This window comes from Blastomonas aquatica (assembly GCF_014639875.1).
GTDB classification, from domain to species: domain Bacteria; phylum Pseudomonadota; class Alphaproteobacteria; order Sphingomonadales; family Sphingomonadaceae; genus Blastomonas; species Blastomonas aquatica.
This window is the reverse complement of sequence record NZ_BMGD01000001.1, coordinates 88,203-106,963: the sequence shown is the minus strand read 5'-3', so window position 1 is coordinate 106,963 and position 18,761 is coordinate 88,203. Positions and strand designations below refer to the sequence as shown.

Annotated in this window: 17 protein-coding genes; 3 read left to right on the top strand and 14 right to left on the bottom strand. The window is 64.8% G+C overall.

Translation table 11 applies throughout. From position 1 onward, the window contains the following. The 5 genes from glyA to IEW00_RS00475 all read right to left on the bottom strand — a co-directional run bounded on the left by glyA (position 1) and on the right by IEW00_RS00475 (position 5,142). Positions 1 to 1,311 carry a serine hydroxymethyltransferase gene (gene glyA, locus IEW00_RS00495; RefSeq protein WP_188512412.1) on the bottom strand — a complete coding sequence of 437 codons (1,311 nt, stop codon included), beginning with the start codon at positions 1,309 to 1,311 and terminating at the stop codon, positions 1 to 3. Positions 1,312 to 1,376: 65 nt separating this feature from the next. After that, positions 1,377 to 1,823: a ribose 5-phosphate isomerase B gene (gene rpiB, locus IEW00_RS00490; RefSeq protein ID WP_188512411.1), complete on the bottom strand. Its 447-nt coding sequence runs from the start codon at positions 1,821 to 1,823 to the stop codon at positions 1,377 to 1,379. A gap of 208 nt (positions 1,824 to 2,031) precedes the next feature. Beyond that, a complete protein-coding gene (locus IEW00_RS00485) occupies positions 2,032 to 3,501 on the bottom strand; it encodes a S41 family peptidase (RefSeq protein WP_188512410.1) in 1,470 nt (489 codons plus the stop codon). A 55-nt stretch (positions 3,502 to 3,556) separates the two neighbouring features. Next, complete coding sequence (locus IEW00_RS00480) at positions 3,557 to 4,114, bottom strand: isoprenylcysteine carboxyl methyltransferase family protein (RefSeq protein ID WP_188512409.1); 558 nt, start codon at positions 4,112 to 4,114, stop codon at positions 3,557 to 3,559. After that, positions 4,111 to 5,142, bottom strand: coding sequence for a type III polyketide synthase (locus tag IEW00_RS00475; RefSeq protein WP_188512408.1), 1,032 nt, complete (start codon positions 5,140 to 5,142; stop codon positions 4,111 to 4,113). Before IEW00_RS00475 ends, IEW00_RS00480 begins: the two co-directional genes overlap by 4 nt. A 219-nt stretch (positions 5,143 to 5,361) precedes the next feature. On the opposite strand from IEW00_RS00475, the gene trxB reads away from it, so the two are divergent. Beyond that, entirely contained in the window at positions 5,362 to 6,327 is a 966-nt protein-coding gene (trxB, locus tag IEW00_RS00470; RefSeq protein ID WP_188512407.1) for a thioredoxin-disulfide reductase, read from the top strand. An 879-nt stretch (positions 6,328 to 7,206) separates the two neighbouring features. Here trxB and IEW00_RS00465 read toward each other — a convergent pair. Genes IEW00_RS00465 through IEW00_RS00450 form a run of 4 tightly spaced genes read right to left on the bottom strand, consistent with a single transcriptional unit; the run spans position 7,207 to position 10,102 of the window. After that, a complete protein-coding gene (locus IEW00_RS00465) occupies positions 7,207 to 8,028 on the bottom strand; it encodes a hydrolase 1, exosortase A system-associated (protein ID WP_188512406.1) in 822 nt (273 codons plus the stop codon). Then, positions 8,025 to 8,720: an alpha/beta hydrolase family protein gene (locus IEW00_RS00460; protein WP_188512405.1), complete on the bottom strand. Its 696-nt coding sequence runs from the start codon at positions 8,718 to 8,720 to the stop codon at positions 8,025 to 8,027. Before IEW00_RS00460 ends, IEW00_RS00465 begins: the two co-directional genes overlap by 4 nt. Then, positions 8,717 to 9,001 carry an acyl carrier protein gene (locus tag IEW00_RS00455; protein WP_188512404.1) on the bottom strand — a complete coding sequence of 95 codons (285 nt, stop codon included), beginning with the start codon at positions 8,999 to 9,001 and terminating at the stop codon, positions 8,717 to 8,719. Before IEW00_RS00455 ends, IEW00_RS00460 begins: the two co-directional genes overlap by 4 nt. A gap of 54 nt (positions 9,002 to 9,055) precedes the next feature. After that, a complete protein-coding gene (locus IEW00_RS00450) occupies positions 9,056 to 10,102 on the bottom strand; it encodes a GNAT family N-acetyltransferase (RefSeq protein WP_229736728.1) in 1,047 nt (348 codons plus the stop codon). A gap of 42 nt (positions 10,103 to 10,144) precedes the next feature. On the opposite strand from IEW00_RS00450, the gene IEW00_RS00445 reads away from it, so the two are divergent. Both IEW00_RS00445 and IEW00_RS00440 read left to right on the top strand, forming a co-directional pair. After that, on the top strand, positions 10,145 to 11,683 hold the full coding sequence (locus tag IEW00_RS00445; RefSeq protein ID WP_229736727.1) for an acyl-CoA ligase (AMP-forming), exosortase A system-associated: 1,539 nt from the start codon (positions 10,145 to 10,147) through the stop codon (positions 11,681 to 11,683). Continuing rightward, entirely contained in the window at positions 11,680 to 12,906 is a 1,227-nt protein-coding gene (locus tag IEW00_RS00440; protein ID WP_188512402.1) for a pyridoxal-dependent decarboxylase, exosortase A system-associated, read from the top strand. Before IEW00_RS00445 ends, IEW00_RS00440 begins: the two co-directional genes overlap by 4 nt. On the opposite strand, the gene eda is transcribed toward IEW00_RS00440, so the two are convergent. From eda to zwf, 5 genes are all read right to left on the bottom strand, one after another. Then, entirely contained in the window at positions 12,903 to 13,523 is a 621-nt protein-coding gene (gene eda / locus IEW00_RS00435) for a bifunctional 4-hydroxy-2-oxoglutarate aldolase/2-dehydro-3-deoxy-phosphogluconate aldolase (RefSeq protein WP_188512401.1), read from the bottom strand. The genes IEW00_RS00440 and eda overlap by 4 nt on opposite strands. Beyond that, positions 13,520 to 14,488, bottom strand: a complete 969-nt coding sequence (gene glk / locus IEW00_RS00430; RefSeq protein WP_188512400.1) for a glucokinase — start codon at positions 14,486 to 14,488, stop codon at positions 13,520 to 13,522. The genes eda and glk overlap by 4 nt, the downstream gene beginning before the upstream one ends. Positions 14,489 to 14,602: 114 nt before the next feature. Then, positions 14,603 to 16,429, bottom strand: coding sequence for a phosphogluconate dehydratase (edd, locus tag IEW00_RS00425; protein ID WP_188512399.1), 1,827 nt, complete (start codon positions 16,427 to 16,429; stop codon positions 14,603 to 14,605). Positions 16,430 to 16,463: 34 nt separating this feature from the next. Further along, a complete protein-coding gene (gene pgl, locus IEW00_RS00420; RefSeq protein WP_188512398.1) occupies positions 16,464 to 17,168 on the bottom strand; it encodes a 6-phosphogluconolactonase in 705 nt (234 codons plus the stop codon). Next, positions 17,161 to 18,609, bottom strand: coding sequence for a glucose-6-phosphate dehydrogenase (gene zwf / locus IEW00_RS00415; RefSeq protein WP_188512397.1), 1,449 nt, complete (start codon positions 18,607 to 18,609; stop codon positions 17,161 to 17,163). The genes pgl and zwf overlap by 8 nt, the downstream gene beginning before the upstream one ends. Between the last annotated feature and the right edge of the window lie 152 nt (positions 18,610 to 18,761).

Genomic DNA, 18,761 nt, shown 5'->3' with positions numbered 1-18,761 from the left:
TCAAAGCTCCGGGTAGATGGGGAAACGGTCGCACAGGGCTTCGACGCGCACGCGCACCGCAGCCTCGACGTCCGGATCGCCATGTTCGCCCTTTTGACGCAAGCCGTCCAGCACATCAGCGATCATGTCGCCGATTTCACGAAATTCGGCGACGCCAAAGCCCCGTGTGGTGCCAGCAGGGCTGCCCACGCGGATGCCGCTGGTCTTGGTCGGTGGCAGCGGGTCGAACGGGATGCCGTTCTTGTTGCAGGTGATGCCAGCGCGCTCAAGCGCTTCATCGGCGTCCTTGCCGGTGACGCCCAAGGGCCGCAGATCGACGAGGGCCAGATGGGTGTCCGTGCCACCTGCAACCAGATCCGCGCCGCGTTCCTGCAGACGGCTGGCCAGCGCCTTGGCGTTGTCGATCACCGCGCGCGAATAGCTCTTGAACTCAGGGGTCAGTGCTTCGCCGAACGCCACCGCCTTGGCCGCGATCACGTGCATCAGCGGGCCGCCCTGGAGGCCGGGGAACACCGCCGAGTTGAACTTCTTGGCGAGTGCCTCGTCATTGGTCAGGATCATCCCGCCGCGTGGACCGCGCAGGGTCTTGTGTGTCGTCGTGGTGGCGACATGCGCGTGCGGGAACGGCGAGGGGTGCACGCCTGCAGCCACCAGGCCGGCAAAGTGCGCCATATCGACCTGGAAGAACGCACCGACCTCATCGGCAATCTCGCGGAACTTGGCGAAATCGATGTGGCGCGGATAGGCCGAGCCGCCCGCGAAGATCAGCTTGGGCTTGTGCTCGAGCGCCAGACGGCGGACCTCGTCATAGTCGATCAGATGGGTGTCGGGCTTCACGCCATACTGGATCGCGTTGAACCACTTGCCCGACATCGCGGCGCGCGCGCCATGAGTCAGATGGCCCCCGGCGTCGAGCGACATGCCCAGGATGGTATCGCCCGGCTTGATCAAGGCGAGCAGCACCGCGCCGTTGGCCTGTGCGCCCGAATGCGGCTGGACGTTGGCATAAGCGCAATCGAACAGCTTGCAGGCGCGCTCGATCGCGAGCTTCTCGACGTCGTCCGAAGGCTCGCAGCCCTGGTAATAGCGCTTGCCTGGATAGCCCTCGGCATATTTGTTGGTGAACACCGAACCCTGCGCCTCGAGCACTGCCTTGGAGACGATGTTTTCCGACGCGATCAGTTCGATCTGTTTCTTCTCGCGGCGCACTTCCTTGGAGATGGCGGCGGCCACCGCAGGATCGGTGACGGCAAGGCCTTCGCTGAAAAAGCCGGAGGATCGGATTTCGTTGGTCGCGGTGTTGGTCGACATTTTAGGCTCCATCGGGGCAGGCCCCATCGCGGGACGGTAAACGGGTGGCTTAGCGCAGGGCTATATCAGGCTGGCGTCAGTTTGGCGACGCGCCGTTCGTGGCGGCCACCTTCGAAGGGCGTGGCGAGGAAGGTCGCGAGGCAATCCTTGGCGGTATCGATCCCGATCAGCCGCGCGCCCATCGCAATGACGTTGGCGTTGTTGTGCTGGCGCGCCAGGCTGGCCGAGAGGTGATCCGATACCAGCGCGCAGCGGCATGCGGGGTTGCGGTTGACCGCAATCGAGATGCCGATGCCGGAGCCGCACAAGGCGACGCCGAACTCTGCTTCGCCTGCTGCAATGTGATCGGCCAGCTTGAAGCCATAATCAGGGTAATCGACGCTTTCGGCGGTGTCTGGCCCCAGATCGGTTACGGTGTGGCCCTGCTCGGTCAGCCATGCGGCCAGTTCGGCCTTCAGGCCGGTGGCCGCATGATCTGATGCGAGGGCGATTGTGTACGAAGAACTGGTCATCGGGCGGTGCGATCCATCGATGTTGGCACAAGCGGGTCGATTCCCGCGTCGCGCGCTATCTAGGCGACCGCGCGGCGCGATGCCACCAGTGATTGTGGTTCGGTGGCAGTTTTATGACGGGGGTGGGGGGCAAGTTCTCTCCACTCCCGCAACCTTTACCGGTCCCCTGCCTTCGCAGGGGAACAGGACGTTGGTGGCTGGCAAACCCTCAAAACAGCCCAGGCACCTCGCGCTGCGCAGGTGTCGGCGCATCAGGCACCAGAAGTTCGCGGTCGGCTGCGATCATGCCGCGTTGCGACTGCCCGGCAACCGTGCCCGAAGAACCGCTCCCCGAAGAACCACTTAGGGCTATCGCGGTGCAGCTTCGCCCGGCGAGGAAATCGAGCGCGCCGCGGATCGAGGCTTCCTGCGGATCGCCCAGGGGCCGGGTTAGGTCGTCGGGCGCTTGGCATGTGACATTGAGCGTGCTGGCAAGGCCATTGAAATAATCGCCCTGGCCACGCGCGTTCACCGAGCGGAAGGCGACCACCCGCACCCGGTCATCACAGGCGCTGCGGTCCAGCGCGATCTGTCCCACCGGCTTGCCAAAGGTGTTGCCGCCGATCAGGGCGAGGTTGCGATTGTAATACGGCGCGAGCCCGTTGATCACGAACTCGCTGGCGCTGGCGGTCGCGCTGGTACCGATAAAGGCGATCCTGACCGGGCTCACCGATTCGGCGCGCGGGTTGAAGAATGTCGATTCATCGTTCGAGGATTTCGATGCCCGGAAGCGCAAGCCCGAAAACAGATCGCCGGTACTGCGGTTGCCGCCGAGCAGGTCGCCCAGCAGTTCTGCGGTCGAAACCAGCCCGCCGCCATTGTAGCGGAAATCGATGACGAACTCGGTGACGCCCGCCGCGCGGAAGCTTCGGAACGCATCGCGCAACGGCGTATCCGCCGCCGAGATGAAGGTGCGCAGGTTGAGATAGCCAATCTGACGGCCGCCATCCTGGATGATCCGCGTGCCATAGCGGCTGGAGATGGCGGGCAGGTCGAAATCGGCCTTGGTCACGCTGACCTCACGCGGTGTGCCATCGCGCGATAGTCGCAGCAGCCGGGTGGTGCCCGCGGTGCTGGGGCCCAGCGCGTTGCTGATCCCGGCAGAGCCTTCCGTCGCGATGATGTCGCTGACGCTGCGCAGGTTCGCGCTGCTCGTGCCGATGGCGAGGATCTCGTCGCCCCGGTCGATCCCGGTGGCAAGCCCCGGCGCACCCTCGAAGCTCTCACTGATCAGCACGCGGCGGGCAGGGGTGTCGATGGCCAGGCGGATACCGATCCCCGCGCTTGCGCCGGTGGTGTTAAAGGCGTTTTCCTCAGCGATCGAGGTGATGAGGGTAAAGAAGCGGTCCTTGCCCTGCGCCCGCGCGGTCGCGGTGAGCGCATCGATATAGCCCTGCACGCTGGCGAAGCTGGCGGGGCTGGCGCTGGTCACCAGCAGTTCGGGGAACAGGTACCATTCATCGAGCACATCGCGCGCGAACGCCTGGCGGTTTTCCAGCGAGCAGGTCGGGCTGGGGGTGGGCGTAGGCGCGGAGCCGGCTTGGGTTACCCCTGGCGTTGGCGAACCGCCGTTGCCGCCGCCGCCGCACGCGCTGAGCAACAGGGCAGTACTGGCCAGCAGGCCGGTGATATGGCGCATGGTTTCCCTGTCTGCACGACCGTTGATCGCGCCGATCCTATGCCCAACCCCCCGATCACGCGACAGGTTTCTGCGCGCCTCGCTGGTTGAGCGCGATGTTTTCGGTCCGGATGCGGATGAACAGGATGCCGGCGTTGAGCGCCGTCCACACGACTGCAATCCAGACATGGCCGAAGATCAGCGGAATGGTGAGGATTTCGAGCGTCACCACCCAGTAATTGGGGTGCCTGACCAGCCGGTAGGGGCCACCCGAGATGCGGGGAAAGTCGGGCGACGAAATGATCCGCGTCGTCCAGTAAGGCCCAAGCGTCGCCAACACCCAGAGCCGCGCCAGCTGCAGGGCGGCGAACACCAGCAGCAGCGGCCACAGCATCGGCGCATCGGGCGCGGTGCTCAGCCACAGCGCCGCGAGAAAGCTGGCGTGGATCGCGACCATCAGCGGGTAATGCGACCTGCCATGTTCGACCGCGCCCCGCGCCATCAGTGCCTTTGTGTTGCGCTGGGCATAAACCAGTTCACCCAGGCGTTGGATCGTCAGCAGCGCCAGCACCACCCAGGCAGCGGCCCAGCCGGGGGTCCAGACATAGGGCGCAAGTTCGGCAGCCTGGATCACCGGTGGAGCACTCCCATTGCGCCGGTAAAGCCCGGACCCAGGGCCGTGAGCAGCAGCGGCCCGCTCTCGTCCTTGGCCAGGATGCGTTCGAGCACGAAGTGGACGGTGGGCGAGGACATGTTGCCATGATCGGCGAGCACATCGCGGGTCGCGGCGAGCCCGTCCGGCAAATGATCGAAATAGGCTTCGAGCGCGTCGATTACCTTGCGCCCGCCGGGGTGGCAGGCAGGCTCGGTCAGATCGGCCTTGGTGAGCCCGGCCTTGTCGAGAAACGTATCGACCACCGGCGCGAACTCGCTCGCCACAAAAGCTGGCAGGTCGCGCGACAGGATCAGCCCCAGCCCCAGGGTGTCGACATCCCACCCCATCATCGCGCGGCTGTCGCCCCAGGTATGCTGTGCGAAATGCCCCAACGCGGGGCCATCACCTTCCGCCGTCAGCACCACCGCGCTGGCCCCATCGGCAAACAGGGTCGAGGCGATGATCGCCTTCTTGGTGAGGTCGCCAAAGCGGAAGGCGAGCGAGCACAATTCCATCGTCAGCAGCAGCACACGGCGTTCAGGGTCGGCACGCACCAGATCGCCCGCAACCTGCAGCCCCAGCACTCCGCCCGCGCAGCCATAGCCGAACAACGGAACGCACATCACATCGGCGCGAAACCCCATGGGGCTCAGCATCTGGCTGGCAATCGATGGCGTCGCGATCCCGGTGGAGGAGACGCAGACGATCGCATCGATCTGCGCTGGTTCGAGGCCGACCTTGGCCAGCGCGGCGCTCGCTACATCCTCGAGCAGTTGCTGTCCGGCGGCGAGGTACAGCGCATTGCGCTCCCCGAAATCAGGTGTTCCCAGATAGGCCTGCGGTTCCTGAACAATCGCCCGGCGGTTGACCCCGGTGGTATCGTAAATCGCAGCGATCCGCGGCGGCAGACCAGCAGGCAGCGCGCTAGCGACAAAATCACGCACTTGATGCTGGGTGATGGCGATGGGCGGCACTGCGGTGGCAATGGTCTGAATGCGGGGAAACATCGGCTTTAGGTGGCCACGCGTCTGGGCCTTGGCAAGCAAATTGAACGGGGTGCATCACAATTGCGCCGGGGCCGAATAATCTTCCTTGGATTCCCCGCGACAAATTGCTTTAGCCTGCCGCCAACTTAATCTTGTGCCGCATGCCGGCCCCGCGCCCCTTGCGGGCGGTGTCGCAGCGTTCCACATCCCGCACTCGTGATTCATCAGAAAGCCAATGCCATGACCACCACCGTCCAGACCCGCATGCTGATCCTGGGATCGGGCCCCGCAGGCCTGTCTGCCGCGATCTATGGCGCGCGCGCTGGCCTCAAGCCGATCGTGGTTCAGGGGCTGCAGCCCGGCGGGCAGCTGACGATTACCACCGATGTCGAGAACTATCCCGGCTTCCGCGACGTCGTGCAGGGCCCCTGGCTGATGCAGGAAATGCAGGCGCAGGCCGAGCATGTCGGCACGCAGATGATCTACGACACCATCGTCTCGGTCGATCTGTCGCGCCGCCCGTTCCGGCTGACCGGCGATGGCGGCACGGTGTATGAGGCGGAGACATTGGTGATTGCCACCGGTGCGCAGGCGAAGTGGCTGGGCGTTCCGGGCGAGCAGGAACTTGGCGGCAAGGGGGTGTCCGCGTGCGCCACTTGCGACGGCTTCTTCTATCGCGGCAAGAAAGTCGCGGTGATCGGCGGCGGCAACACCGCGGTCGAAGAGGCGCTGTACCTCACCAACCATTCGGACAATGTGACGCTGATCCACCGCCGCGATTCGCTGCGCGCGGAAAAGATCCTGCAGGAACGGCTGTTCGCCAACCCCAAGATCAGCGTGCTGTGGAACAAGGGCGTCGAACGCTTCGTCGGCGGCGGCCAGCCGCACGGGTTGGTCGGCATCGATCTGAAGGACACCGTGACCGGCGAGACCTCGCACCTCGCGGTCGACGGCGGCTTCGTCGCGATCGGCCACGCGCCTGCGACCGAACTGTTCAAGGGCCATCTGCCGCTCGACCGCGACGGCTATATCGAAGTGACCCCGGGCACGCCGTTCACATCCGTCCCCGGCGTGTTCGCGTGCGGCGACGTAATGGACAAGGTCTACCGCCAGGCGGTGACCGCGGCCGGCACCGGCTGCATGGCGGCGCTGGATGTCGAGCGATTCCTGGCGGAAGCCGACTTCGAGGCGATTGCGGCGGAGTGATGGGGGCCTGTCAGATGACTGGAATTGGGTGGGAAGGCGAATGGCGGCCTCAGCTTGGGAATGCCTCAGCCACTAGAAGGATAGGCCCCCCAGTGTAGTGACAGTAACCCATTACCATCATTGCGCCGGGCCATTGCGTTTCGCATTGCCCTACACGTCCTACTAACATCGTACGAGTGGGCCGATCAGGTGGTTCGCCGATGCTTTCCCATTGCGCGTAAATTCCGATCCGCTTTCCTCTAAGTCGGGTAGTTGTGTTTGACAGCCGGGTCCTAGCTTCCCTGATTGAACCGAAGAGTGCCCGGCCTGACCAATGCCCTTCTACTGCCACGCACTCACCCAACATACCTTCAGCATCGGTGGCCAAAACCGAAAACGACACGCGCTTCGCAACGGTAAGATTGCAGTCGGCTGGGTTCGACCAGGCGTTTAGGATGAACTCGTCACGAGGCGCATCGTCAGCCGTTTGGGCGGTCGCGCTAGACGCGGCGACAACAACTCCGAAACTTGCAAATGTGGCGACAAATTGACGAAGCATGCTTGTTGCTACCACTGATCCCGGATGACTGAAATGGGGTCGTTTGTTGAAATGCAGCAGTTTTCCAGCAACGTTTGATATCCGTCATCCTGAACTTGTTTCAGGACCCATCATGCCCCAACAGCGGAAGGCGCGTGGTGAGAAATGGGCCCTGAAACGAGTTCAGGGTGACGAATTGGTATGCGGGTCGGCTGGCGCGAGGCCTTCGACAGGCTCGGGCTGAGCGGGGGTGGACACTGCTTTGCCCCGTTCATTCTGCTGTTTTCCGGCGAACGCCGGAATCCAGGGCGGCCAGAGCGCAACCTGACTCCTGGGCTCCGGCTTTCGCCGGAGAACGGATGCTATTTGAGCGCCTCCAAAATCCGCTCCCGCAACCAAGCCTTGTCGTCAGAGCTCGCAAAGCTGTGCGAGCCGCTGGCGAGGCGGGCCATCGTGAGGTTGGGGTTGGCGCGGGCGGGGGTGAAGGGTTCGCTGTCCCAGTGTTCGAGGAACCACATCGCGGTGCGGTCGTGCTCGGCGACGAGCAGTTTGGTCGGCAGCGGCATGCCCGCCAGCGCCTGGCCCAGTCGCGCCGCCAGCCCGGTGACCTCGGTCTTCGCGGTCGCCTGCTTCAGGCCGCGCACCAACTTGCCGATATTGACCCCGCCGCTCGCCAGCCGCGACAGTTCGCGCGGGTCTTTGAGCTTGGCGAGATAGCGGCTGCGGATTGCGCCCGCGGTCATCGTGGCGGCCGCTTCGTCCTCGTCGGCTTCGTCGCTCTCGCTCTCCAGCGTCCACATATTGGCGAGCACCAGCGCGTCGATCCCTGCCGCCGGGCCATAGAGCGCCAGCGAACTCGCCGCATCGCAATTGCCGAACGCGACCAGCCGGGTGAGCGTCGGCACTTCCGCCCGCATTGCTAGCACGGCAGCAGAAATGTCGTCGGCGCTGGAATCAAAACCGGCGTTCTCGCCGGTGCTGTCGCCGATGCCGCGCCGGTCATAACGCATCACAGGATGGCCTGCGACTGCGACCGCCGCTGCCAGCGCCGCCATCCCGGCATGCGCGCCCGAGCGGATTTCGTTGCCGCCGCTGACGATCAGCAGCCCGGTGGAGCCGTCGGCTTCGTCCAGTGTCGCGGCAAGTATCTCGCCTGCGCAAGCGAAGGTGAAATGCCGCCTCATCCGCGCATCCAGGCGGCGATATCCTGCGCCATCGCGGTCGCCATCGCGGGATTATGCGCGGGTTCGGCGCGCAGCCACAAGGGCGCGCCTTTTAGGCGGCCATCGGCGTCAAGCGGATCATCGGCAAAGCGCACCAGCCGGATCGCGCTTCCGTCCGATGGCACCGCGCTGTCGAGCTCGCGGATCATGCAGGGCGACAGGCTGTTGCCCGCCAGTTCTATGCCTTGCGCGCGCGCGGTTTCCATCAGCGCCTCGCTGGTGCTGGTGATACCTGCTTCACGGTCGCTGGCGATGCGGGTGCGCAGCATCGTTCGTAGCAATTGGCCGCCCTTGACCGGGGCCAACCGCCAGCGTTGGCGATCGCCCAGCGCACCGTCGAGCAGCGCGCCGCCGCGCATCGACGCGACATGGGTAACGGGGCCAAGCTGGTCGGAACATGTGATCAGCGCCGCCTGCCACAGGCTGAGGCTGGCGGTATCGAGCGAACGCACGCTTTCGTTGCAGCCGGGCAGATCGGGCAGCAGGCTGGACACGCCGAGTTCCGCCAGCGCCCGCGCGCACTCCACCACCAGATGGCGCACGCGGTTGGCCTCATCGAACAACGGCGGCAGGATCAGTAGCCTGAGCGTGTCATCCGGCCCGAAGCGCAGGCACAGTTCGTCGTTGCCGTCGAACTGATAGGTGATGATCACGCGGCGATCTTGGCCCGTGCAAAATCGACCAGATTGCCGAAATTCTCGAACAGCTCGCCATCGACCTCGTCATCCTCGATCAGGATATCGAGCCGGTCTTCCATCTCGGTGAGCAGCCCTGCGACCGCCATCGAATCCAGTTCGGGCAGCGATCCGAACAGCTCCGTGTCGCGATCGAACCCGGTGACCTGATCGTCTGTCAGGCCCAGTATGTCGCGCAGCACATTGCGTACCACGCGCTCTACGGCATCGTTTTGGCCGTTGGTCTGGATTTCGCTCACATGTCCCTCGCTGGCCGTGCAACCCACGGCTCCCCCAGCCGCTGGTGTGCGGCCTTAGTCCTTCCCAAAACGGGCGGCAAGTCCTGCCATGCGATGCCGCGCCATATAGGGCCAGGCCAAGGGCGCCTTGGGCCAAAGCAGTTCAAGCCGATAGCGCGGGCGGACATCTTCCATCCAGTCGCGCTTGTAGGGGTCGCTGCCGGTGCCGAAATCGACCAGATCGACATGATCGGTGTCGATGGCATGGGCAAACAGCGCATGGGTGAGCAGCGTGCCGGGCGAGGCCTGAAGGTGGCGCTCGTCATGCGCCAGCTTGTGAATATACGCGGTGGCGTTTTCCACCGTCCAGAATTGCGCCGCGACCGCTTGCCCTTCGATGCTCGCGATCCCCATGCGCAACCGCCCGGCTTCGGCCTCGCGCTGCGCCAGCCAGCGCAGGAAATCGGGGTTGCCCTCTTCGGGCTTCCAGCTGCGCGCATAGATCGCCTCGTAATCGGCCCAGCTGGCAGCGTTGAACGTCGTTTCGATCCGCAGATCGACCACGCCCTTGGCACCTTTGCGCTTCACGGTGGAGCGCAGTTGGCCGGGGCGGCTGGCCCAATATTGGGCAAAGCTGCGCCCACCAACATGCAGCACATGGTTCTCGTCGCAGGGTGTGCGGGTGACCAGCCAGCCTTTGGCGGCAAAGGTCTCTGCGATCAGGCTGGCAGAGCCGTCCTCGTCGGGCACCGGCGATACGATCACGCGGTGGGTGTCCTTGGCGAGCTTGCGCGCGGCGGTCTCCAGCAGCGCGCGCTTGGCGATCGCATCGGGGTTGCCGCCGAACACCGGACGCCAGATGAAGCTGTACCAGTTGGCCATGGCAAGCATGCCGGCGCGGCCATTGTCCACCAGATAGAGCTTGACCGCATCGCCCCCATCGGCGGCATAAGCGATGTGCGGCGCCTGCGCTGTCAGGCAATGCCGGTGCAGCCCGTCGAACCACAACGCTCGGTCGAACAGCCCTGTGCGATGGCCGCCATTTCGGGTATCGCCGCCATCAGAAAGCCGGTGCGCCACGCCGGGCTTCGGGTTATCATGATATTCATCATTCAAGGTCATGAACCCCATGATACAGCGTCTTTCTTTGCAACCAGGCCGTTCGTGATTTCTCTCGATCCCACTCCACAACCGCTTGATCATCTCGTGCTGCGCGGCGTCGGCCGGGCCGATGCGCTCGTGCTGCGCGAAGAGACACTTAACTACGACATCCTAAATTTGCGTATCGGTTTGCTTGCGCATTGGTTAACCGCGTTCCGGCTGGCGCATGGCGACCGGATCGCGACCTGGCTGCCCAAGAACGAGACCACCTGCCTGATGCCGCTGGCGGCTGCAAGAGCGGGCGTCGTCCACGTGCCGGTCAATCCTGTGCTCAAGCGTGCGCAGGTGGCGCACATTCTGGGCGATAGCGGCGCGCGGATGCTGATCACCAACCGCACGCGGATGAATTCGCTGCTGCCCGGCGACGTTCCGCAAGACTGCCTGGTGCTCGAGGACGAAGACGCGATGGAGCGCTGGAAGGCGGGCGAACTGAGCGCGCATCCCTCGCACCGCGACCCTGCCGACCTCGCTGCGATCCTCTATACCTCGGGCTCCACCGGCAAGCCCAAGGGGGTGATGCTCAGCCATGCCAACATGTGGCTGGGAGCGCTCAGCGTGGCGCATTATCTGAACCTCAAATTCTCCGACCGTACCTTGTGCGTGCTGCCATTGAGCTTCGATTACGGCCAGAATCAGTTGCTTTCGACCTGGGCGGCGGGCGGCGCTGCGGTGCCTCTCGATTATCTGATGGCGCGCGACGTGATCAAATCGTGCGCCAGGCACGGCATCACCACGCTGGCTGCGGTTCCGCCGCTGTGGACGCAGTTGATCGAGTTTGCATGGCCCGAAGAGGCCGTCGCCAACATGCGCCGCCTGACCAACAGCGGCGGTGCGTTGAGCCCGGCTCTGGTCAAGAGCCTGCGCGGCATTTTCCCGTCGAGCGATATCGTCGCGATGTACGGCCTGACCGAGGCCTTCCGCTCAACCTATCTCGATCCCGACCTGATCGACGACAATCCGACCTCGATCGGCAAGGCGATCCCGTTTGCCGAGATTCTGGTGGTGGGCGATGCAGGCCAGGACGCGGCCGATGGCGAGGAGGGCGAGCTTGTCCACGCCGGGCCGCTGGTCGCACGGGGCTATTGGCAGGACGAGACCCGCACCCGTGAGCGGTTCAAACGCGCACCGGCGTTTTCGACCTATGGCGGCATCGCGGTGTGGTCGGGCGACCGGGTCCGGCGTGATGCTGAAGGCCTGCTCTACTTCGTTGGGCGCCGCGACGCGATGATCAAGTCATCGGGCAACCGCATCAGCCCGGCCGAAATCGAGGACGCGGCGACATCGACCGGTCTGGTGGCAGAAGCCGTGGCTTTGGGCATCCCCGATGCGCAACTGGGTCAGGCGATCCTGCTGCTGGTGCGGCCCGCCGCAGTTCCGCGCCCCGAAACGCAGATCGATGACCTGCTGATTGCGCTGAAAAAGGAACTGCCCGCGTTCATGCTCCCCAAGATCATCGAGCCGCGCCGCACATTCCCCAAGAACCCCAATGGCAAGATCGACCGGGCGCAGCTTGTCGCCGAGATCGAGGAGCGGTTTGCATGAAACCACTGGGTCCCATCCCCGCCGGTTTTTCGAGCGTCAACGGCGAACTTGCGGTGCAGGGTATTGCGGCAAGCGATCTGGTGATGCGCGCAGGCGACACTCCGTGCTTTGTCTATTCCTCCGAGATGCTGCGCGCCCGCGTCGCATCCTTGCGCGCCGCGATGCCCTCGAGCCTGGCGATTCATTATGCGATGAAGGCCAATCCCTTCGCGCCGGTGCTGGCGCTGATGGCCTCGCTCGTCGATGGCATCGACATCGCCTCGGCCGGTGAACTGGTGCTGGCGCAGGCTGCAGGAATGGACCCGGCGCACGTCAGCTTCGCCGGCCCCGGCAAGCGCGACCGCGATCTGGAAGCCGCGATCGTGGCAGGCGTGACGCTCAACCTCGAATCCGAGGGCGAAGCCGATCGCGCATTCGGCATCGGCGACCGGATCGGCGTGCAGCCACGGCTGGCGGTGCGGGTGAACCCGGATTTCGATCTGCGCGGTTCAGGCATGCGTATGGGCGGCGGCGCCAAGCCGTTCGGGATCGATCAGGAACGCGTGCCCGATCTGGTGCGGCACATCATCAGCGCAGGCGCACACTGGCGCGGTTTCCACATTTTCGCCGGATCGCAGGCGCTCGATGCCGATTCGATCATCGAAACCCAGGGCAAGACGCTCGACCTGGCAGCCCAGCTCGCCGAGGCGGTGGGGCATAGCCCTGAGCATCTCAACCTCGGCGGCGGAATGGGCATTCCCTATTTTCCCGGCGACGTACCGGTCGATATCGCGCGGGTCGGCGCGGCGCTGGCCGAACGCTTTGCCAGCCTGCCTCCAGTGTTGGCCGATACGCATTTCGCGATGGAACTCGGGCGCTGGCTGGTGGGCGAGGCGGGCGTGTACCTGACCCGGATCGTCGACAAAAAGACCAGCCACGGCGAACTTTATCTGATCACCGATGGGGGGTTGCATCACCAGCTCGCCGCCAGCGGCAACTTCGGCACCGTTGTCCGCCGCAATTATCCGGTGGCGATCGCGAGCCGCTTCGATGATGCGCCGAAGCAGGAAGCCAACGTCGTCGGCTGCCTGTGCACCCCGCTCGACCGGCTGGCGGACAAGGCGATGCTGCCCGCCGCCGATGTCGGCGATCTGGTCGCGGTGTTCTGCGCCGGGGCCTATGGCGCGACAGCCAGTCCTTCGGATTTCCTGGGCCATGGCAAGGCCCCGGAGATCCTGGTTTAGCCGAGCGAATGCGCGGCTGACGCATTGCGCTGGATCGCGGCCGCGTCAAGCGGGCCTGACGGGATCATCCAACTGCCGCCGACGCACAGCACCGGATCGAGCGCCAGCCAGTTGCCCGCGGTCTCCAGCGTCACGCCGCCGGTGGGGCAGAATTTGCACTGGCCGAACGGAGCGCTGAGCGCCTTCAATGCGGGAATGCCGCCGGCCGCCATCGCCGGGAAGAACTTGAAGTGGGTCAGGCCCATGTCCAGCCCCAGCATGATGTCGCCCGCATTGGCGGTGCCGGGCAGGAACGGGATGCCGCTTGCGATCGCCGCCTTGCCCAGGTTCTGGGTCAGGCCGGGCGAGACGATGAACTCGGAACCGGCCTTCAGCGCGGCATCGAGCGTCTTGGGGTCGATCACCGTGCCAGCACCGACGATCGCGCCTTCGACCTGCTTCATCAGCGCGATGGCTTCGAGCGCGGCGGGGGTGCGCAACGTGACTTCGAGCACCTTCAATCCGCCTGCGACCAGCGCCTGCGCCATCGGAATGGCATCGGCGACATCGTTGATCACGATCACCGGGATGACCGGCGCAGTGCGCATGATGGTCTCGATATCGCGGGCAGCGGTCATGCGGCATTCTCCTGGGCAAAGGCAGCCGCGGCGCCATACAGGCCGGGCTGGGGATGGTCGATCAGCTTGACCGGGATCGTTTCCATCAGCCGCTGAAAGCGACCTTTGGCGAGAAAACGCTCCTCGAAACCCGATTGCGGCAGGCGCACGGCGATCCGGTGGCCAAGCCCGCCGGCGATTACCACCGCGCCTGCGCCCTGCGCCAGCGCAAAATCACCCGCTGCCGCGCCCAGGCTGAGGCAGAAGCGGTCGAACGCTGCGGCGGCGAGGCTATCCTCGCCCGAGAGCGCCAGCTGCCAGAGCGTTTTGTCGTCCATGCTGACGACCGCGCGGCCTTCGATGCTGGCCAGCGTCTCGTAGATGGCTGCAAGGCCGGGGCCCGAGCACACCCGCTCCACCGATACCCTGCGGTGCTGACGGCGCAGGCGGGCGAGGATGGCATCCTCGGTGCTGTCGAGCGGGGCAAAGTCGATGTGCCCACCTTCGGTCTCGACCGCGCGATAGCCATCCGCACCGCGCACGACATAGGCAACGCCCAGCCCGGTGCCGGGGCCGATCACGGTGATCACGCCGGAGTCCGGCAAGTCGCCCGGAGGTCCGCACAGGTGCGAGAAGCTGGCGGAACCGCAATGCTGCACCGCGTGCGCGACGGCGCCGAAATCATTGACCAGCGTGTAGCGATCGACGTGCAGCTTCTCGCAGATCAGCGCCGGACGGATGACCCACGGGTTGTTGGTCATCTTGAGCACGTCGCCGCGGATCGGGGTGGCCAGCGCGATCGCGGCGGCGCGGGGCAACGGCTGCCCGATCTGTGCCCCAAACGCCTCCCATGCGGTCTGCAGGCTGGCAAATTCGGCGCATTTCAGCGTAACCGGCTCGCCTAGGTCGGTGACGCGACCGTCCTCGATGGTCGCGAGCGCAAAGCGCGCATGGGTGCCGCCGATATCGGCGGTGACGATCTGCATTTTCGTTACCTCAGAGAGCCGTTTTCCGGCGAAAGCCGGAATCCAGGGCGGCTTCAGTGGAATTTCGCCCCTGGGCTCCGGCTTTCGCCGGAGAACGGACGAGCGACACCGCCATCATAACCCCGCCATCGCCAGCATCGCCGACGCACCCGCTTCGGCATTGTCGCTTCCGGCGCGCATCATCGCGAACATCTCGCGGCCGGTGCCCATTGGTTGCATAGGCTGGCTGGCAGTCGGGCGGGCTTCCCAGTCGGTGCTGTCCACCACGACGCTGATCGTGCCTGCGACTGCATCGAGCCGGACGATATCGCCATCCTGGATGCGCGCCAGCGGGCCGCCATCGCAGGCTTCGGGCCACAGATGGATCGCGGCGGGCACCTTGCCCGATGCGCCCGACATCCGGCCATCGGTGACCAATGCGACCTTGTGCCCGCGATCCTGAAGCACACCCAGCGATGGGGTGAGCTTGTGCAGCTCGGGCATGCCATTGGCGCGCGGGCCCTGGAAGCGGACCACGACCACGACATCGTGGTCGAGCTCGCCCGCCTTGAACGCGGCGATCACCGCGTCCTGATCATCGAACACGCGCGCAGTCGCTTCGATCACCCAGCGTGACGGATCGACCGCACTCGTTTTCACGACGCCGCGGCCCAGATTGCCTTCGACCAGCCGGATGCCGCCATCGGGCTGGAACGCCTGTGCGACCGGGCGCAACATCCCGTCGTCGCGCGTCTGTTGGGGAGCCGGGTCGAACCGCAGGTTCCCGCCATCGTCGAGCGAGGGCTCGACCGCATAATCGAGCAGCGACTGGCCCGAGACGGTCAGGATATCGGTGTGCAGCAGGCCCGCGCTCGCCAGCTCGCGGATGATGAAGCCGATGCCGCCTGCCGCATGGAAATGGTTCACATCGCCCGATCCGTTGGGATAGACCCGCGCCAGCATCGGCGTGATCGCAGACAGCTCGCTTAGGTCCTGCCAGTCAATATGGATCCCCGCCGCGCGCGCCATCGCAGGCAGGTGGATCGCGTGGTTGGTCGATCCGCCGGTCGCCAGCAGCCCGATGCAGGCGTTGACGATCGCCTTTTCATCGACGCAATGGCCGAACGGGCGGTAATCATCACCATTCCAGCCGATCTGCGTCACCCGGTGGGTCGCGGCTCGGGTCAGCTCCTGGCGCAATTTCGTGCCAGGGTTGACGAAGGCCGATGCGGGCACATGAAGGCCCATCATCTCCATCATCATCTGGTTGGAATTGGCGGTGCCATAGAAAGTGCAGGTGCCCGCGCCGTGGTAGCTCGCGGCTTCCGCCTCGAGCAGTTCCTCGCGGCCAACCTTGCCTTCCGCATACAGTTGGCGGACGCGCTGCTTTTCCTTGTTGGCAAGGCCCGACGGCATCGGCCCTGCGGGGACGAGGATCGTCGGCACATGGCCAAAACGCGCGGCGGCGATGAACAGCCCGGGGACGATCTTGTCGCAGATGCCCAGCAGCAGAGCGCCTTCGAACATCCCGTGGCTCATCGCGATGGCGCTGCCCATCGCGATTGTGTCGCGGCTGAACAGCGATAGCTCCATGCCGAGCTGACCCTGGGTAACGCCGTCGCACATCGCTGGCACGCCGCCCGCGACCTGCGCGGTCGCGCCGACCTCGCGCGCGAAAATCTTGATCTGCTCAGGGTAGCGGCCATAAGGCTGATGCGCCGAAAGCATATCGTTGTACGCGGTCACGATGCCGATGTTCATCGCGGTACCCGAACGGATCACGGGCTTGTCATCGCCCGCAGCGGCAAAGCCGTGCGCCAGGTTGCCGCACGACAGGGTCGGCCGGTGCACGCCCTTGTCGCGTTCGCGCGCGATGAAATCGAGATACGCCTGACGCTTGGGCCGCGACCTTTCGATGATCCGCTGGGTGATCCGTTCGAGCTCGGGGTGCAGGGTCGTCATGGGACTATCGCTTCCAATTGTGTCTTGCCGGCGTTCAGGGTGCCCAGTGGATATCGACGGGCAGTTCGACCGCACTCAGCACCTTGCCGATCGGGTATGCCGATGTGTCCGCTTGGTCGATTGCGGTTTCCAGCACCGTCTTCTTGTCCTCTCCGGTGATGGCGATGATCAACGCACGAGCAGACGCGATCGAGGGCAGCGACAGGGTGACCCGTGCAACGGGTGCGTCCTGCGGCATTGGATCGGGCATTACGCCCAACGCGCGACGATCAGCGGGGGCGTTAAGCGCGTCTTCAAGATCGGGCCCTGGGAAGATCGAGGCGGTGTGTCCGTCGCCTCCCATACCGAGCAGACACAGGTCGAGTGGCCAGTGGAAATCCGAAAGCCTGGCGTTGGCGGCATTGCCGCACGCCTTGTAGTCGCTGGCTGCCTCGCTGATGATCGGGATCACCCGCGCGCCCTTGGGCAGGAAGGTCTTGGCCAGCATCGTCACATTCGACAGCGCATCACCCATCGGCACGATACGGTCATCGGTGGGGATGATCGTGACCTTCTTCCAGTTGATCCTGGCTTCGGCGAGCTTGGCATAGGCCGCCAACGGCGTGCTGCCGCCAGCCAATGCGATCACGGCGCTGCCGCGCGCATCAATCGCGCTTTCGATGATGAAGCCGATGTCGCCAGCCAGCGCGCCCGCCATCTCGGCGGCATCGTCATATTCCCACCATTCAATCTCAGTCATTCCAGCTTACTCCGTCGCGTTCGGTCAGCGCGATGGCCGCACTCGGCCCCCAGCTGCCCGAACCATAGGGTTTGGGTTCGATGGCATTGTCCGCCCAGGTTTTGCGGATGGCATCCACCCAGCGCCACTGCGCTTCCACCTCGTCGCGGCGCACGAACAGGGTCGGCTCGCCATCAATCAGGTCTAGCAACAAACGCTCATAGGCGATGCGGCGTTGCGTCTTGGAGAACGCCGCGGTCAAGGACAGGTCGAGCGGCACCTCGCGCAGGGTGAGGCCACCGCGATCAAGGCCCGGCTCCTTGGCCATCACCAGCAACCGGACATATTCCTCGGGCTGCAGGCGGATCACCAGTCGGTTGGCTGACAATTTGCCGCCGCGCTGGGCAAAGATGTTGTGCGGCACCGGCTTGAACTGGATCACGATCTCGCTGCGCCGTTCGGCCAGCCTCTTGCCGGTGCGCAGATAGAAGGGCACGCCCTGCCAGCGCCAGTTGTCGACATGGGCCTTGATCGCGACGAAAGTCTCGGTGCCCGATGCCTCGCCCAGATCATCGGCGTAGGAATGGACCGCCTTGCCGCTGACCGCGCCTGCGCCATACTGGCCGCGCACCGTCTCAGCCGGCGTGACCGGACGCAGCGAGCGCAGCACCTTGACCTTCTCGTCGCGGATCGAGGTCGCGTCGAACTCGGCAGGGGGCTCCATCGCGATCAGAGCGAGCAGTTGCAGCATATGGTTTTGCACCATGTCGCGCAGTGCGCCGGTGCTGTCGTAGAAGCCGTGACGGCCTTCCAGCCCCACGGTTTCGGACACCGTGATCTGGATGTGCTCGATGCCGTTGGCGTTCCACAACGGCTCGAACATCATGTTGGCAAAGCGCAGCGCCATCAGGTTCTGCACGGTTTCCTTGCCCAGATAATGGTCGATGCGGAAGGTGCGGCTCTCGGGGAAGGCCTCGGCGACAGCGTCGTTGATCGCCTGAGACGAGGCCAGATCGTTGCCCAGCGGCTTTTCAAGGCCGATGCGCACCATCTCGCCTGCAAGCCCCGCCGACTTGAGCCCTCGGATGGTCGGTTTGAACAGAAAAGGCGCGGTCGACAGGAAGATCGACATGCCGCCCGATATATCGCCCAGCCGCTCGGCCAGCGCGTCAAAGCCTTCGACCGTCGAGGCATCGAGCGGCTGGTAGCTTATCCGCTCGAGGAAGCTGGCGATCAGCGCATCGTCCTTGCGCGGTTCAGGCAGAAACTCTGCCAGCGCTTCGCCGACCATCGTCCGGTACGCGCCGTCGTCGAGATCGCTGCGCGCAGTCCCCATGATCTGGACGTCATCTGCAATCAGACCGTCGGCGTGGAGCACGAACAGCGAGGGCAGCAGCATCCGCTTGGACAGATCGCCCGTCGCGCCGAAAAGCAGCAACGTCCGGGATTGCGCATTGGCCATCAGTGTTCCCTATCCTGTCCTATCGGCGGCTACCTTGTGCGGGCCCGTGTTAAGGTTGGCCTGCCTGCCTGTCCACCGCTGTTGCCGATGTCGGACTATGCATTTCAATGCAAACGATTGCAAGAACCGCCTGCGGACCAGTGCCGCTTGGG

Excerpts from the sequence above, each read along its gene's own strand:
- IEW00_RS00475 (WP_188512408.1), bottom strand. The coding sequence starts at position 5,142 with ATGTTTCCCCGCATTCAGACCATTGCCACCGCAGTGCCGCCCATCGCC.
- IEW00_RS00450 (WP_229736728.1), bottom strand. The coding sequence starts at position 10,102 with ATGACCTTGAATGATGAATATCATGATAACCCGAAGCCCGGCGTGGCG.
- glk (WP_188512400.1), bottom strand. The coding sequence starts at position 14,488 with ATGCAGATCGTCACCGCCGATATCGGCGGCACCCATGCGCGCTTTGCG.
- IEW00_RS00485 (WP_188512410.1), bottom strand. The coding sequence starts at position 3,501 with ATGCGCCATATCACCGGCCTGCTGGCCAGTACTGCCCTGTTGCTCAGC.
- glyA (WP_188512412.1), bottom strand. The coding sequence starts at position 1,311 with ATGTCGACCAACACCGCGACCAACGAAATCCGATCCTCCGGCTTTTTC.
- zwf (WP_188512397.1), bottom strand. The coding sequence starts at position 18,609 with ATGGCCAATGCGCAATCCCGGACGTTGCTGCTTTTCGGCGCGACGGGC.
- IEW00_RS00465 (WP_188512406.1), bottom strand. The coding sequence starts at position 8,028 with ATGAGGCGGCATTTCACCTTCGCTTGCGCAGGCGAGATACTTGCCGCG.
- trxB (WP_188512407.1), top strand. The coding sequence starts at position 5,362 with ATGACCACCACCGTCCAGACCCGCATGCTGATCCTGGGATCGGGCCCC.
- rpiB (WP_188512411.1), bottom strand. The coding sequence starts at position 1,823 with ATGACCAGTTCTTCGTACACAATCGCCCTCGCATCAGATCATGCGGCC.
- eda (WP_188512401.1), bottom strand. The coding sequence starts at position 13,523 with ATGACCGCTGCCCGCGATATCGAGACCATCATGCGCACTGCGCCGGTC.
- pgl (WP_188512398.1), bottom strand. The coding sequence starts at position 17,168 with ATGACTGAGATTGAATGGTGGGAATATGACGATGCCGCCGAGATGGCG.
- IEW00_RS00440 (WP_188512402.1), top strand. The coding sequence starts at position 11,680 with ATGAAACCACTGGGTCCCATCCCCGCCGGTTTTTCGAGCGTCAACGGC.
- edd (WP_188512399.1), bottom strand. The coding sequence starts at position 16,429 with ATGACGACCCTGCACCCCGAGCTCGAACGGATCACCCAGCGGATCATC.